Origin of the sequence: Curtobacterium sp. Leaf183, assembly GCF_001424385.1 — a bacterium.
GTDB lineage: Bacteria > Actinomycetota > Actinomycetes > Actinomycetales > Microbacteriaceae > Curtobacterium.
This window is the reverse complement of sequence record NZ_LMPO01000009.1, coordinates 618,665-634,612: the sequence shown is the minus strand read 5'-3', so window position 1 is coordinate 634,612 and position 15,948 is coordinate 618,665. Positions and strand designations below refer to the sequence as shown.

Genomic DNA, 15,948 nt, shown 5'->3' with positions numbered 1-15,948 from the left:
AGCAACTGACGTGCACCACCTGCGCGCGGCGACCCCGAGTGGAACAGCCGCATGAACGACCTCCTCGATCCTCTGATCCTGTCGCGCTGGCAGTTCGGCCTGACGACGATCTACCACTTCCTCTTCGTCCCGCTCACCATCGGGATGGCCGTCGTCGTCGCCGTGTTCCAGACGGCGTGGTACCGCACGGGCCGGGCCCACTACCTGCAGCTCACGCGGTTCTTCGGCCGCATCTTCCTCATCAACTTCGCGATGGGCGTCGTCACCGGCATCGTGCAGGAGTTCCAGTTCGGGATGAACTGGTCGAACTACTCCCGGTTCGTCGGCGACGTGTTCGGCGCACCGCTCGCGCTCGAGGGCATCCTGGCCTTCTTCTTCGAGGCGGCGTTCATCGGCATCTGGATCTTCGGGTGGGACCGCCTGCCGAAGGGCCTGCACCTGGCGAGCATGTGGTGCGTCAGCGCGGGGACGATCATGTCGGCGTACTTCATCATCGCGGCGAACGCGTTCATGCAGCACCCCGTCGGGTACGAGATCAACCAGGCGAAGGGCCGCGCCGAGCTGACGGACATCTGGGCAGTGCTGACGAACAAGGTCGCGCTGGCGGCCTTCCCGCACACGCTCTTCGCCTGCTTCATGGTGGCGGCCGGCGTGATCATCTCGGTCGCCGCCTGGCACCTGGCGCGCAACCAGAACCTCGAGACGATGATGCCCGCGCTGAAGTTCGGCCTGTGGACGATGGTCGCGGCCGGAGCGCTCACCGTGCTGACGGGCGACCAGCTCGGACTCACCATGGTCGACACGCAGCCGATGAAGATGGCGGCGGCCGAAGCCCTGTACAACACGGCAACCGGCAAGGACGCCTCGTTCTCGATCTTCACGCTCGGCACCCCGGACGGCGTGCACGAACTGTTCTCGATCCGCGTCCCGTACCTGCTGTCGTTCCTGTCCACGCACACGTTCAGCGGCACCGTCGAGGGCATCAACAACCTGCAGGCCGAGTACAGCCAGGTCTACGGCCCGGGGGACTACAAGCCGGTGATCTGGGTCACCTACTGGTCGTTCCGCTGGATGATCGCCCTGGGCGTGGGCGCCGTGATGGTGTCGCTCGCCGGGCTCTGGCTGACCCGCAAGGGCCGGTTCCCGACGCAACGCTGGGTGTGGCGGATCGCGACGTGGGCCGTCCCGCTGCCGATGGCCGCGATGATCGTCGGCTGGGTCTTCACCGAGATGGGCCGCCAGCCGTGGCTCGTGTTCGGTCTGCTGAAGACCGCCGACGGCGTCTCCCCGAACGTCACCGGGCTCGAGGTACTCATCTCGCTCGTGGTGTTCACGCTCATCTACGGCACCCTGGCGGTGGTCGAGTTCCGGCTCATCAAGAAGGTGGCCCAAGAAGGACCGGCGGCGCCCGCCGAGGTCGACGAAGCGACCGGCGAGGTCAAGCACGAAGTGACGGTGTACTGAGATGGACCTGCCCGTGCTCTGGTTCGCGATCGTCGCGCTGTTCTTCGTCGGCTACTTCGTCCTGGACGGCTTCGACTTCGGCGTCGGCATGGCGCTGCCCTTCCTCGGCCGCGACGACACGGACCGCCGCGTGATGATCAACACGATCGGACCCGTCTGGGACCTCAACGAGACGTGGGTCATCGTGGCTGGTGCGTGCCTGTTCGCGGCCTTCCCGGAGTGGTACGCCACCATGTTCTCCGGGTTCTACCTGGCGCTGCTGCTCATCCTGGCCGCGCTCATCGCCCGCGGGGTGTCGTTCGAGTACCGACACCAGGACAAGCAGCTGTCGTGGAAGCGCCGCTTCGACCTCATGATCATCGTCGGCAGTGCCGTGCCCTCGTTCCTGTGGGGCGTCGCGTTCGGCAACGTCGTGCGGGGCATCCCGATGGACGCCGGACACAACTTCACCGGCACGGTGTTCGACCTGCTCAACCCCTTCGCGCTGCTCACCGGCGTCGCCACGCTGCTGGTGTTCTTCACCCACGGCGTCGTGTTCATCGCGCTCAAGACCGAGGGCGACATCCGCATCCGGGCGAAGCGCCTGGCCACCCGCGCCGGCGTCGTGACGATCGTCGTCGCTGCGGTGTTCCTGGTCGCGATGGCGTTCGTCCGCGCGACGCCGACGTCGCTCGTGCTGTCGGTCGTCGCCGCCCTGGCGCTCGTGCTGGCCGTGCTCTGCAACGCCTGGGGCCGTGAAGGCCGGGCCTTCACCCTGATGGCCGTCACGATCGCCGCGGTCGTGCTGGCGATGTTCACGGCGGTCTTCCCGAACGTGATGCCCGACTCGGTCGACACCGCGAACAGCCTGACGGTGACGAACGCGAGCAGCGGCACCTACACGCTGACGGTGATGAGCTGGGTGGCGTTGGTCTTCGTGCCGCTCGTGTTCGCCTACCAGGCGTGGACCTACTGGGTCTTCCGCAAGCGGGTCTCCCGTGCACACGTGACCGCCGCTGCCCACTGAGTCACCGACCCCGGGAAGGCACGCCATGAAACCGCTCGACCCGCGTCTGCTCCGCCTGTCGCGGTCCGCGCGCGGCTTCGTCGCTGCCGCCGCCACGACCGGACTGCTCCGGACGGTGGCGACGATCGGCATCGCCTGGGCCGTCGCGGCCGCGGTGACCCAGGTGATCGACGCCGTCGACCGGGGCGTGGTCCCCGAGCGGTTCCCCGCCACCCTCGCGCTGCTCGGCGCGGCCTTCGCCGTGCGGGCGGTCGCGGCGTGGGCGACGGACGACCTGGCCGCCCGTGCAGCTGCGTCGGTCAAGAGCGAGCTCCGGACGACGGTCCTGGCGCGGGCCGCCGAACGCGGCCCCGCCTGGCTGGCCGGGCGATCGAGCGCCGGCTTCGCGACCACGCTCGGCCCCGGGCTCGACGCCCTGGACGCCTACTTCGGCCGGTTCCTGCCGCAGCTGGCACTGACCGCCGCCGCGACGCCCGTGCTGCTGGTCGCGATCGGCCTGGGCGACCGCACCAGCGCGCTCATCGTCCTGTGCGCCCTGCCGGTGATCCCCGTGTTCATGGTCCTGATCGGGCTGGCCACCCAGGCGCTGCAGCGGGGTCAGGCCGACGCCCTCGCACGGCTCGGCAGCGCCTGGACCGAGGCCGTCGAGGGACTGGCCACCCTCAAGGTCTTCGGACGCGCACGGCGACAGGTCGGCCGCATCGGCACGGTCACCGACGAGTACCGGCGCGGCACGCTCGGGGTCCTGCGCCTGTCGTTCGTCAGCGGCTTCGCGCTCGAGCTCGCCGCCAGCCTGTCGGTCGCACTCGTCGCGGTCACGATCGGCATCCGGCTCGTCGACGGATCGATGGGCCTGGGCGCGGCGATGTTCGTCCTGGTGCTCGCTCCCGAGGCCTTCGCCCCGATCCGGCAGGTGGGTGCCGACTTCCACGCGGCCCAGGACGGCGCAGAGGCCGCCGGCGCGGTGCTCGACGTCCTCGACGCCGACGATGCGGCGCCGACCGCCACCGACGATGCGGCGCCGACCGCCACCGTCGGTGCGGCCGGCGCCGACGCGCTCGTCCTGCGCGGCGTGACGGTCCGTCGCGACGACGTGCGCATCGGTCCCGTCGACCTCGAGGCACCACGCGGGTCGGTCGTCGTGCTGACCGGGGCGAGCGGATCCGGCAAGTCCAGCCTGATCGCCGCGATCCGCGGGGTCCTGCCACACGAGGGCGGGGTCACCGTGCCGGGGCCGGCCGGGTCGACCCGGGCCGACCGGATCGCGTGGGCCGACCAGCGGCCCCGCCTGCTGCGCGGGACGGTCGCGGAGAACGTCGCGCTCAGCGCGACCCCCGACGACGTCGCGGTGCGTTCTGCGCTCGGTGCGGTGGGGCTGGGACTCGACCCGGACCTCCAGGTCGGCTCCGGTGGCACCGGCCTGTCCGGAGGCCAGGCGCAGCGCGTCGCCGTGGCTCGTGCGCTGTACCGGGCCGCGCAGGCAGACACGGCGCTCGTCGTGCTCGACGAGCCGACGTCCGCACTCGACGCCGAGGCCGAGGCGACCGTGCTGACCGCCGTCCGCCGCCTGGCGGACCGGGGCGCCGTCGTCGTCGTCGCGAGCCACCGGCCCGCGGTGGTCGCCGCGGCCGACGTCCGTGTCGCCGTCGACGGGGCCGTCACCGGAGCGCGCGCATGAGCACCACCGAACGGGAGGCCCGGTCCGGCTCCGTCCTGCGACTCGCGACGCCGACGGGGGCCGGGTGGGGACGCGCGGTCGCGGCCGGCGCGCTGAGTGCGCTGTGCGCCGTGGCGCTGTTGGCCGCGAGCGGGTACCTGATCACCCGTGCAGCGGAGCACCCGCCGATCCTCTACCTGACGCTGGTGATGGTCGGGGTGCGTGCGTTCGCGCTCGGCCGGGCCGCGCTGCGGTACGTCGACCGGCTCGCCGGGCACGACGCGTCGTTCCGGCAGCTGGCGGTGGTCCGGACGGCGATGTACCGGCGGCTCGCGTCGGTCGCTCCTGCCGGACTCGGCAGCGCTGGCCGGGGCGACCTGCTGACGCGGCTCGTCACGGACATCGACCGGCTGCAGGACCTGCCGATCCGAGTCGTCGGTCCGCTCGTGTCCGCCGGCACGACCGCCGTGCTGTCCGTCGTCGCGGTGGCGGTCGTGTCACTGCCGGCGGCGCTCGTCCTGCTCGTGGCGCTGGTCGTGGCGGCGCTCGTCGGCTCGGTCGTGACGGCGTCGATCGCCCGCACGAGCGACCAGGCGACCGCGGCCGACCGAGGGCGTGTCGCCGACCTGGTGCTCGACACGGTCCGGCTGCTCGACGTGTTCGCCGCGTACGGCACGCTCGACGAGCGCCTCCGCCAGGTCGAGGACCTGGACCGACGGGTGACCCGAGCGGTCCGGCGACGCGGAGCGGTCGAGTCCCTCGTGGGCGCCCTCGTCGGCCTGGCCGGTGGCGGTGCGGTCGTCGGGATCCTCGCCGTCGGTGCACCGCAGGTCGTGTCCGGGGCGCTCGACGGACCGTTGTGGGCGCTGGCGGTGTTCGTCCCCCTGGCGCTGTTCGAGGTCGTCGGCACGGTGCCGATCGCGGTCCTCACCCTGCGCCGTGTGCGCGCGGCGGCCGAGCGGGTCGAGCAGGTCGTCCCGGCGACGCTGCCTGATGGACTCGTCGCCGAGCCGGACGAGCCCGCGTCACCGGCGTCGCTCGTGGTGCACGGTCCGGTGTCCGTCGCGGTGCGGGGGATGCACGTCCGCTGGCCCGGGTCGGCGACCTCCGCGGTCCGGGACGTCTCCTTCGACCTGCACCCCGGCGAGGTCGTGGTGGTCGCGGGTCCGAGCGGCGCGGGCAAGTCCACGCTGGCGCAGGCACTGGTGCGCTTCGTCGACCACGAGGGCAGCTACACGCTCGACGGGGTCGAGGCCCGGTCGATGCACCCCGACGCCGTCCGTGCGCGGATCGGGCTCATCGAGCAGGACCCGTTCGTCTTCGACCAGTCCGTCCGGCAGAACCTGCTGTTCGCGCGCGAGTCCGCGTCGGACGACGAGCTCTTCGCAGTGCTCGACCGCGTCGGGCTCGGCGACTGGGTGTCCCGCCGCGGTGGACTCGACGCCGGGGTGGGCGAGCGCGGCGTCCTGGCGTCCGGCGGTCAGGCGCACCGCCTGGCACTCGCCCGGGCGCTGCTGCACGAGTTCCCCGTGCTGGTGCTCGACGAACCCACGGCGGGCATCGACCCGGACCTCGGGGACCGGGTGCTGCGGGACCTGGTCGGGACGGCCCGTGGCGCAGGGCGCACCGTGGTCGTCGTGTCGCACGTGCCGGTGCCGCCGGAGCTCGTCACGAGGACCCTGCGGATGCGGGACGGCCGCCTGGTCGGGTGAGCCCGCCGTCCGTGCCGGGTGCCCCGGGCTTGTACCCTTGGGGACCGGCGCATGTCTTGCGGACCTGCACCGCGCCTCCAGACCGATTGAGAGTTCCGTGACCACCGAGCAGCACGTCGAGGACCCGAACGCCTACGACTTCCGTCGTATCCAGGACAAGTGGCAGGGCCGCTGGGAAGAGCTCGGGCTCTTCACCACCGACCACGACGACCGCCGTCCCCGGAAGTACATCCTCGAGATGTTCCCGTACCCGTCCGGCGACCTGCACATGGGCCACGCCGAGAACTGGGCGCTCGGCGACTTCGTGGCGCGGTACTGGCGGCAGCAGGGCTTCAACGTGCTGCACCCGATCGGCTGGGACTCGTTCGGGCTGCCCGCCGAGAACGCGGCGATCAAGCGCGGGGTCGACCCCGGGGCCTGGACCTACGCCAACATCGCGCAGCAGAAGGCGTCGTTCAAGCGGTACGCGCCGTCGTTCGACTGGTCGACCGAGATCCACACCTCGGACCCCGAGTACTACAAGTGGAACCAGTGGCTGTTCCTGAAGATGTACGAGAAGGGCCTGGCGTACCGGAAGGACAGCTGGGTCAACTGGGACCCGGTGGACCAGACCGTGCTGGCGAACGAGCAGGTCCTGCCCGACGGCACCTCGGACCGCTCCGGCGCCGTGGTCGTCAAGAAGAAGCTGACGCAGTGGTACTTCGGCATCACGAAGTACGCCGACCGCCTGCTCGACGACCTCAACCAGCTCGAGGGACGGTGGCCGTCGAAGGTCATCGCGATGCAGCGCAACTGGATCGGTCGTTCGGTCGGCGCGGACGTCGACTTCGTCATCGAGGGGCGCGACGAGCCCGTGACGGTGTTCACCACGCGTCCGGACACCATCCACGGCGTGACGTTCCTGGTCGTGGCGCCGGACTCCGACCTGGCGGCGGAGCTCGTCGAGTCCGCCGACGAGTCGGTGCGCACCGCGTTCTCGGACTACCTCGTGGCGACGCAGAAGACCTCCGAGATCGACCGGCAGAACGCGGACCGCCCGAAGACCGGCGTCCCGCTCGACCGGTTCGCGGTCCACCCGCTGACGGGTGAGCGCCTGCCGATCTGGGCTGCCGACTACGTGCTCGCCGACTACGGTCACGGCGCCGTCATGGCGGTGCCCGCGCACGACCAGCGGGACCTCGACTTCGCCCGCACCTTCGACCTGCCGGTGCGTGTCGTCGTCGACACGAACCAGCCGGTGACCGGCGCGATCCCGGTGATCCCCGAGGGCGCGACGCTCGACGACTTCGACGTGCCGACGCTCGACCCGGCATCGACGGGCCAGGCGTTGACCGGCCAGGGGCGGATGATCAACTCCGGCCCGCTCGACGGCATGTCGAAGCAGCACGCGATCACCGCGGCGATCAGGCTCCTCGACGAGCGTGGCACCGGTCGCGCGGCCAAGACCTACCGCCTGCGCGACTGGCTGATCTCGCGCCAGCGGTTCTGGGGCACCCCGATCCCGATCATCCACGGCGAGGACGGCACCGAGCACCCGGTGCCGTTCGACCAGCTGCCGGTCCGCCTGCCGTCCACCGAGGGGCTCGACCTCAAGCCGAAGGGGACGTCGCCGCTCGGTGGCGCCACCGAGTGGGTCAACGTGCCGAACCCGGTCGACGGCACCCCTGCGCTCCGTGACACCGACACGATGGACACGTTCGTCGACTCGTCGTGGTACTTCCTGCGGTTCCTGTCCGCGAACGACGACACGCAGGCCTTCGACCCCGAGCTCGCCCGCAAGTGGGCACCGGTCGACCAGTACATCGGCGGCGTCGAGCACGCGATCCTGCACCTGCTGTACGCGCGCTTCGTGACGAAGGTGCTGTTCGACCTGGGCTACCTCGACTTCACCGAGCCGTTCTCGGCGCTGCTCAACCAGGGCATGGTGCTGTCCGGCGGCTCGAAGATGTCGAAGTCGAAGGGCGGCGTCTCGCTCGGCGACGAGCTCGACGCGCACGGGGTCGACGCCATCCGCCTGGTGATGGGCTTCGCCGGTCCGCCCGAGGACGACATCAACTGGGAGGACGTCTCGCCGGCGGCCTCGGCGCGCTTCCTCGCCCGCGCCTACCGCCTGGCGACCGACGTCACCTCGTCGCCGGACGCCGTGTGGGCCGACGGGGACCGCGCCGTCCGCCAGGTCACCCACCGGTTCCTGGCAGACGCGCCCGGACTGATGGAGTCCTTCAAGTTCAACGTCGTGATCGCGCGGCTGATGGACCTGGTGAACGTGACCCGCAAGGCGATCGACAGCGGCCCCGGCGCCGCGGACCCCGCCGTGCGCGAGGCGACCGAGACCATCGCGCTCGGGCTCAGCGTGTTCGCGCCGTACACCGGCGAGGAGATGTGGGAGCAGCTGGGCCACGACACCACCGTCGCGACGCACGGGTGGCGCAAGGCCGACCCGACGCTGCTCGTGCAGGAGACCCTGACCGCCGTCGTGCAGGTCAACGGCAAGGTGCGCGACTCGTTCGAGGTGTCGAAGTCGATCGAGGCGGACGAGCTCGAGCAGCTCGCGCGGTCGTCGGCGAACGTGCAACGGTACATCGGTGAGCGCGAGGTCGTGAAGGTCATCGTGCGGGCGCCGAAGCTCGTGAACATCGCCATCAAGGGGTAGCGCCGCTCCTCCACATGTCGAGCGTGTTCCTGGCGCTCCACAGTCGCACGTCGGGGAGCCTGGTCGGACGGTCGGGCTCCCTAGCGTTCCCGGCATGTCCCGGTTCACCCTCTCGCCGCGTGCGGCGGTCATCCTGGCGGCGGTCGTCGTCGCGGTCGCCCTGGTGGTCGTCGTGCTCGGCGCACGGGGGAGCGGCGGTGCGGGCACGGTGTCCGTGTCTGGTGCCGCGGGGGTCTCCGCCGCGCCGACGGCTCCTCCCACGACCGAGCCCGGCGCCGGGTCCGGTTCCCCGGCCCCCTCGGCGTCGCCGGCACCCGTCGTCGTGCACGTGGTCGGCGCCGTCGGGCGCGCGGGTCTGGTCACGCTGCCCGGTGGCAGCCGGGTCGCGGACGCCCTCGACGCGGCGGGCGGGGCCGGTCCGGACGCTGATCTCGCTCGGGTCAACCTGGCGCGCGCGGTGGTCGACGGGGAACGCCTGTACGTGCCGCGGACGGGGGAGACCGAGATCCCGGCGACCGTGGACGGGGGCAGCGGTGCTGGTGCCGGTACCGGTGCCGGTGGGTCGGCTCCGGGCGCGGGCGGTGCGTCGGCTCCCGGTGCCGGTGGTGGGCCGGGCGACGTCATCGACCTGAACGCCGCTGACCAGACCGCACTCGAGACACTGCCGGGCATCGGCCCGGCGCTCGCGCAGCGCATCCTGGCATGGCGTCAGGAGCACGGCCGTTTCGCATCGGTGCAGGACCTGCTCGAGGTGAACGGCATCGGTGACGCTCGTTTCGCCGAGCTCGAGGACCGGGTGCGGGTGTGAACGTCGCACCGGACCGGTCGGACCTCCGGATCGCCGTCCCTGCAGCGGTCGTGTGGGTCGCGGCAGCGGTCCTCGTCGGGGTCCCGCAGGCAGTCTGGCGGGTGGGTGCGGTCAGCGGTGCGGTGGCGGCGGTCGCGCTCGTGGTCACCGTCGTCCGCGGTGCGGCCCACGGTCGCACGGCCGATCGGATGCCCGTGGCACCCGTGGCACCCGTGGCACTCGTGGGGTCCGTGTTCCGGGTGACGGCCGCCCTGCTCGTGACGACCGGACTGCTGGTCGGCCTGGTGGCGGTCGCGGTGGCGGTGGGGGACGCTCGTCGGCGTCCCGCGGCCCTCGACCCTCCGCGGGCCGGTGCCGTTCCGGTCCTCGTCGTCCTCGACCGGGACCTCGCCGCGGCTGACCGGTCGGTGCTCGGCACGCTCCGCTCCGTCGGCGAGGCCGCGGGACTCGACGTGCCGGTGCGGGTCGTCCCGTCGCGCGACGACCAGCGGCACCACACACTCGGCGCCGGTGCCACACTGTCGGGGCCCGCGCAGATCGAGCCCGACGAGCCGGGGTCGTCGACCGCGTTCGTGCTGTTCCTGCGGACTCCGAGCGCGGTCACGGACGCGTCGGGGCTCCTCGGGGCGACGAACGACCTCCGGGCGTCCTTCGCCGCCGTGACCTCCCGGTTGCCGCAGCCGGGCGGCGCACTCCTGCGCGGTCTCGCGATCGGGGACCGCAGTGGTCTCGACCCGATGACCGCGTCGGCGATGGAGACCAGCGCGCTGACGCACCTGACCGCGGTGTCGGGCTCGAACTGCGCCGTCGTCGTCGCCCTGGCGGTGCTGTCGGGTCGCGCGCTCGGCCTCGGGCGGGTCACGCGCGCGGCGTGCGCGGTTGTGCTGTTGCTGGGGTTCGTCGTCCTGGTCCGCCCGGACCCCTCGATCGTCCGGGCGACCGTGATGGCGATCGTCGCGCTCGTCGTGCACCTGGTCGGCAGACCGGTCCGCGGCGTCCCGCTCATCGGTCTCGCGGCCGTCGGCATGCTCGTCGTCGACCCGTGGTCCGCGCGCTCGTTCGCGTTCGGGCTGTCCGTGCTGGCGACCAGCGGGATCGTCGTCCTGGCCCCGCCGCTGACCGCGCTGCTCGGCCGACGGTGCTGGACCCCGGTGGCGGCTGCCCTCGCCGTGCCGATCGCAGCGCAGGTCGCATGCTGGCCGCTGACGATCCCACTCGCCCCCGCCCTGCCCACGTACGCGGTGCCGGCCAACCTGCTCACCGAGCCGCTCGCGCCCGTGGTCACGGTCCTCGGCCTCGGTTCCTGTCTCCTGGCACCGGTGTGGCCGTGGGGTGCGACCGTCATCGCGGGCATCGCCTGGGTCCCGGCAGCCGCCATCGGGGCCGTCGCCCGCGGGGCCGCGGTGCTGCCGTTCGCGTCGGTGCCCTGGCCGCTCGGCGTGGTCGGTGTCGCAGCGGCCGTCGTGGTCAGCGCCGCGGTCGTCGTCGCCGTCCTCGCCCCCGCGGCGATCCGGTCGCGTGTGCTACTCGTGGCAGCGGTCGTCGTGGTGATCGGTGTCGCGTCGACCTCGGTGCCGACACTGCTCGTCCGCGCCGGGTTGCCGACGGGCTGGAGCGTCGCGGCGTGCGACGTCGGACAGGGTGATGCGACGCTCCTGCGCAGTGGTGACTCGACCGCGCTCGTGGACGTCGGGGACGACCCGGACCGGCTCCAGCGCTGCCTCGACCTGCTCGGCGTCCACCACGTCGACCTGCTCGTCCTGACGCACTTCGACCGGGACCACGTCGGAGCCGTGGACACCGTCGCCGGGATCTCCGAGGTCGCACTCGTCGGCCCACCCGGACGCCCCGCTGACGACGCCGTCGTGCGTGACCTGGTCGGCGCCGGGGTCGACGTCCGGCGGGCCGACGACCGCACTGCTGGGACCCTCGGCGCCCTCGCATGGCGGGTCTTCTGGCCCAGGGCAGGCGACACGACCAGTGGCAACGCGGCGAGCATCGTCGTCACGACCTCGGTCGCGCAGACCTGCGGGACGTGCGTGCGTGCGACTCTCCTCGGGGACCTCGACGAGCGCGCGCAGCGGCGGTTGCGCGACGCGGTCGAACCGGGACCCGTCGACGTCGTCAAGGTGTCGCACCACGGCTCGTCGGACCAGGACCCGGGACTCTACCGACAGCTCGCGGCGCCGGTCGGGCTCATCGGCGTGGGTGCGGACAACACCTACGGGCATCCGACCTCCCGGGCGCTGGACATGCTCACCGCAGCGGGGACGACGCCCTTCCGGACCGACCGGCAGGGCACGATCGTCGTCCGGCGCGGTGCCGATGGCCCCGAGGTCTGGACCGAGCGATAGGATGCCACCGCTGCCGTTCCGTCAGGATCGGCCGCGTCGGGGCACGTCGTCCCGTCGACGTCGGCGCGGGCCGTGTCGGGGTCGGCCCGTAGACTCGGGAGCCGCACGACCGGAAGGACCGCATGCCCGCCAAGAAGCCCGTTCGAGCCGCCGCGAAGATCGACCAGGTCCCGTGGTCGGGCATCCGTCCCGCGCCCGTCGTCCTCGTGACCGGCCCCGAGACGTTCCTGGCGGAGCGCTCGACCGGCATGCTGCGGGACCTGCTCCTCGGCGAAGACCCCGCGCTCGAGGTCCACGACCTCGAAGCCGACCAGTACGCGCCGGGTCTGCTGGCGACCCTCGCCAGTCCGTCCCTGTTCGGCGAACCACGCATGGTCCGCGTCACCAACGTCGAGAAGTGCACCGACGCCTTCATCACCGAGACCATCTCGTACCTCGGCGCCCCGGCCGACGACGTCACCCTCGTCCTGCGGCACGGTGGTGGCGTCCGCGGCAAGAAGCTGCTCGACACGGTCCGCAGCGGTGTGGGCGGCGGGATCGAGGTGCAGTGCGACGAGCTCAAGCGCGAGACCGACCGCATCGACTTCGTGAACGCCGAGTTCCGCGCCGCGCGGCGCCGGATCGCTCCCTCGGCGGTCCGGACGCTGGTGGCCGCGTTCGCCGACGACCTCGCCGAGCTGGCGGCGGCGTGCCGGCAGCTCCTGGCGGACGAAGCCCAGGAGATCACGGACAAGGTCGTCGACAAGTACTACGGCGGCCGCGTCGAGACCAACGCGTTCAAGGTCGCCGACATCGCGCTCGCGGGTCGGTCCGCGCCGGCGATCGTCGAACTCCGACACGCCCTCGCGACCGGCGAGGCCCCGGTGCCGATCGTCGCCGCCTTCGCCAGCAAGATCCGCACGATGGCCAAGGTCAGCGCGTTCCGCGGGTCGAGCGGACAGGCCGCCTCCGCGCTCGGGCTGGCGCCGTGGCAGGTACAGCGTGCGCAGCGCGACGTCGCGGGGTGGAGCGAGTCCGGCCTGGCGAACGCCATCATCAGCATCGCCGAGGCGGACACCGCGGTGAAGGGCGGTTCGCGCGACGCGCACTACGCCCTCGAGGTCATGGTCCGCACCATCGCCCGACGCGGCGAGCCCCGCTGACGCCGGTCGGGCCTCCTGGCCGGCGCACGCGGCGCCGCACTTGCTGACAGGCCGTGCGGTAGCCGAGACGCCGCATGCCCGCCGAGACGCCGCCGAGTCCGGCTCCGTCTCGGGGGCTCGGCGGCGTCTCGGCGCAAGCACCCCACTCAGCGCCCGGAACGACGGAAGCCCCACACCGGAACGGTGCGGGGCTTCCGAGATGGTCAGTGCGTCAGAGCGACGCGACCTTCTTCGCGATGGCCGACTTGCGGTTCGCGGCCTGGTTCTTGTGGATGACGCCCTTGCTCACGGCCTTGTCGAGCTTCTTCGTCGCGGTGACGAGAGCGGCAGCGGCCTTCTCCTTGTCGCCAGCGGTGATGGCTTCGTTGGTGTGGCGGATGAGCGTCTTGAGCTCGGACTTGTAGGCCTTGTTGCGCTCCTGGGCCTTCAGGTTGGTCTTGATGCGCTTCATCTGCGACTTGATGTTCGCCATGTGGTGCTCCTGCTTCGTCTCGTACGGGTGAATGCGACCGCTGGGTAGAGGGGCCCTTGGTCGTCTCGCGTTCCACCCGTGGGCGGGGAACGCGCAAGCCAGCAAGCCACACTACCAGGGCGGAGCGCCGCGGACAACGAGCAGAGGAGCGTGTCACGGACCGGAAACACGGCTCCGTTACCGTGATCGGCATGCCGTCCCTCGCACCTCGGATCGAGACCGTCCCCGCCTCCGGCATCCGCCGCGTCTTCGAGCAGGCGGCGCTCCTGCAGGCCGGCGGCGAGGACGTCACGATGCTCGTGATCGGGGAGCCCGACGTCCCCGTGGCGACGCACATCGGCGACGCGGCACGACGCGCCTGGACGGAGGACCACACCGGCTACACGCCGAACGGCGGCATCGCGCCGCTGCGTCGCGCGATCCAGGAGAAGCTCCTGCGCGAGAACCGCATCGCCGCCGACCTCGAGCAGATCTGGGTGACGGTCGGCGCGACGCAGGCGCTCTTCCAGGCCATGACGCTCGTGCTCAGCCCGGGCGACGAGGTGCTCGTGCCGGATCCCGGGTACACGACCTTCACGATGAACGCGCACATCCTCGGGGCGACGCCGGTGCCGTACCGCCTCGAACCGCAGCACGGGTTCGAGCCCGACCTCGAGGCCCTCGAAGCCAGCGTCACCGAGCACACCCGCGCGATCGTGGTCAACTCGCCCTCGAACCCGCTCGGGTCGGTCTTCGGTGAAGCGACCCTGCGCGAGGTGCTGGCGCTCGCCCGGAGGCACGACCTCTGGGTGGTCTCCGACGAGGTGTACGAGTACTTCACCCACGACGTCCGACACGTGAGCCCGGCTGCGCTCGACGAGGACGACCGCGTCTTCACGGCCTTCTCGCTGAGCAAGACGTACGCCATGACCGGAGCCCGGGTCGGGTACCTGGTCACCCCGAAGGGTCTCGGCCCCACGATGCGCACGACCCAGGAAGCGATGATCAGCTGCGTCGCCGAACCGGACCAGTACGCGGCGCTGGCGGCCATCGTGGGCGACCACTCTGCCGTCCGCGACGCCCGCGAGCACTACCGCGAGAACCTCGGGGTGGCGACGGAGGTCCTCGACGCCGCGGGCATCCGGTACAACGACCCGCGCGGGGCGTTCTACCTGTGGATCGACGTCTCGCACGCGACGGACGGCGACGTCGCCGAGTGGGCGCTCGCCTTCCTGCAGCGCGAGAAGGTCGCCGTGGCGCCGGGGAGCGCGTTCGGCCGGACGGGTGAGGGGTGGATCCGGGTCTGCCTGGCGGCGACGCCGGAGGACCTGCGTCGCGGGCTCGGTGCGCTGCCGAAGAAGTGAGCAACGGCCTTCGACATGTAGTATTCCAAATACTACTTTCGAAGGGTCTCCTGTTGTCCATGCATCCCCCTGTCCTGCGACGGTCCGTCATCGCGACCGTGCTCGCATCCGCCGCCCTCGTGGGGAGCGCGCTCACCGCCGCTTCCGCCACTGCTGCTCCTTCGTCGGCGCCCGCGGCCGATCGCCTGAGCGGTCCACTGGTGTTCCACGCGCAGTCACCGAGCTCCGCGAACTCCTACTGGTACGGCGTCGGCGCTCCCGAGTCGTCCACCCTCGTACCCGTCAGTCCGGGAGGTTCCTCAGCGGCCGTCGTCGCGGACGCCGTCGCGTGGACCACGCCGGCGCTCGGGGCGACCGGGCCGGTCTCACCCGCGTCCGATGAGGGAACGTGTCTGGAGGACCCCAACCAGCAAGCGCTGATCGCGGTCGCCTGCACCGGGGCGCCGATCCAGGACTACCGCTGGGTGGACGTCCCGACGGGGAAAGCACTCCAGAACATCGTCACCCGGAACTACCTCGGTACGGCTTCGGACGGCGCCAGGGACTACCTGCAGCCGGCGAAGTCCAGCGCCTACGGGACGGGTGCCGTCGACACGGACCTGTTGACCGGTGGTGTCGCACCGCCGGTCGACGATCGGCTCCACGGGCGGATCGTCTTCCGGCAGGGGACGTACTGGTGGGCCGTCGAAGACCCCGACAGTGGCGGGTACGGACGGGCGAAGACCGGTGCTGATGCCGCCGCCGCTGCGCGCGCCGGCACCGACTGGACGACTCCCGCACTCGGCGCGGCAGGTCCGCTCTCCCCGGAGGCCAGCCCGACGATGTGCCTCGACGCGAACGACCGCGGCCCCGTCTACGAGGTCGTCCGCTGCGACGGCAGCGCCCTCCAGCAGTGGCGGTGGGTCGAGCTGCCCGGAGGCGTCGGCCTACAGAACGTCGCCGATCCGGTCAAGTACATCGGAACGGGGAACGGCGGCGGGTTCGACGACTACCTCGAGGGAGCCTCGTCCTACGAGGGTCGTGCGAACGGCGTCATCGACCCGACCTACCTCGGCGTCGACGGCGGCGGCGACGACGGCGACGTTGCTGCTCCCACGGGTTCGGTGACCTTCGATGCGGACGTGTCCAAGAAGGCCACCGTGTCCGGCACGGGCGCCGAGGGTGCCACCATCGAGCTCTTCGACGGCACCACGAAGATCGGGACCAGCAAGGTCACGGGCGGTACGTGGTCCACCCCGATCGACGCGCTCGGTGCGGGCAAGCACACGATCCGCATCGAGCAGTCCGGCATCGACGGCGTCCAGTCCGCCACGACCGAGGCCGACTTCGGTGCCGGA

General features: G+C 71.7%; 11 protein-coding genes. 10 read left to right on the top strand and 1 reads right to left on the bottom strand.

The genetic code is table 11. The features are described 5' to 3' along the window. Positions 1-51: 51 nt before the first annotated feature. From ASG04_RS13875 to holA, 8 genes are all read left to right on the top strand, one after another. Positions 52-1,464 (top strand): cytochrome ubiquinol oxidase subunit I, encoded by a 1,413-nt coding sequence (locus ASG04_RS13875; protein WP_056125406.1) that lies wholly within the window; start codon positions 52-54, stop codon positions 1,462-1,464. Position 1,465: 1 nt separating this feature from the next. After that, on the top strand, positions 1,466-2,470 hold the full coding sequence (cydB, locus tag ASG04_RS13870) for a cytochrome d ubiquinol oxidase subunit II (protein ID WP_056125405.1): 1,005 nt from the start codon (positions 1,466-1,468) through the stop codon (positions 2,468-2,470). Positions 2,471-2,495: 25 nt separating this feature from the next. Then, positions 2,496-4,148 (top strand): thiol reductant ABC exporter subunit CydD, encoded by a 1,653-nt coding sequence (cydD, locus tag ASG04_RS13865; protein WP_082518147.1) that lies wholly within the window; start codon positions 2,496-2,498, stop codon positions 4,146-4,148. Then, on the top strand, positions 4,145-5,839 hold the full coding sequence (cydC, locus tag ASG04_RS13860) for a thiol reductant ABC exporter subunit CydC (RefSeq protein WP_056125404.1): 1,695 nt from the start codon (positions 4,145-4,147) through the stop codon (positions 5,837-5,839). Before cydD ends, cydC begins: the two co-directional genes overlap by 4 nt. A 97-nt stretch (positions 5,840-5,936) precedes the next feature. Beyond that, positions 5,937-8,492: a leucine--tRNA ligase gene (leuS, locus tag ASG04_RS13855; protein ID WP_056125403.1), complete on the top strand. Its 2,556-nt coding sequence runs from the start codon at positions 5,937-5,939 to the stop codon at positions 8,490-8,492. A 94-nt stretch (positions 8,493-8,586) separates the two neighbouring features. After that, positions 8,587-9,300: a ComEA family DNA-binding protein gene (locus ASG04_RS13850; protein ID WP_082518145.1), complete on the top strand. Its 714-nt coding sequence runs from the start codon at positions 8,587-8,589 to the stop codon at positions 9,298-9,300. Further along, on the top strand, positions 9,297-11,654 hold the full coding sequence (locus ASG04_RS13845; protein WP_056125401.1) for a ComEC/Rec2 family competence protein: 2,358 nt from the start codon (positions 9,297-9,299) through the stop codon (positions 11,652-11,654). Before ASG04_RS13850 ends, ASG04_RS13845 begins: the two co-directional genes overlap by 4 nt. A gap of 122 nt (positions 11,655-11,776) precedes the next feature. Then, positions 11,777-12,796 carry a DNA polymerase III subunit delta gene (holA, locus tag ASG04_RS13840; protein ID WP_056125399.1) on the top strand — a complete coding sequence of 340 codons (1,020 nt, stop codon included), beginning with the start codon at positions 11,777-11,779 and terminating at the stop codon, positions 12,794-12,796. Positions 12,797-13,007: 211 nt separating this feature from the next. On the opposite strand, the gene rpsT is transcribed toward holA, so the two are convergent. Continuing rightward, complete coding sequence (gene rpsT / locus ASG04_RS13835) at positions 13,008-13,268, bottom strand: 30S ribosomal protein S20 (protein WP_056125396.1); 261 nt, start codon at positions 13,266-13,268, stop codon at positions 13,008-13,010. Between the two features lie 191 nt (positions 13,269-13,459). Between rpsT and ASG04_RS13830 the strand changes: the two genes are divergently transcribed. After that, positions 13,460-14,611 (top strand): pyridoxal phosphate-dependent aminotransferase, encoded by a 1,152-nt coding sequence (locus ASG04_RS13830; RefSeq protein WP_056125837.1) that lies wholly within the window; start codon positions 13,460-13,462, stop codon positions 14,609-14,611. A gap of 59 nt (positions 14,612-14,670) precedes the next feature. Beyond that, positions 14,671-15,948: Ig-like domain repeat protein (locus tag ASG04_RS17650; protein ID WP_162241727.1), on the top strand; the 1,278-nt coding region annotated here is incomplete at its 3' end.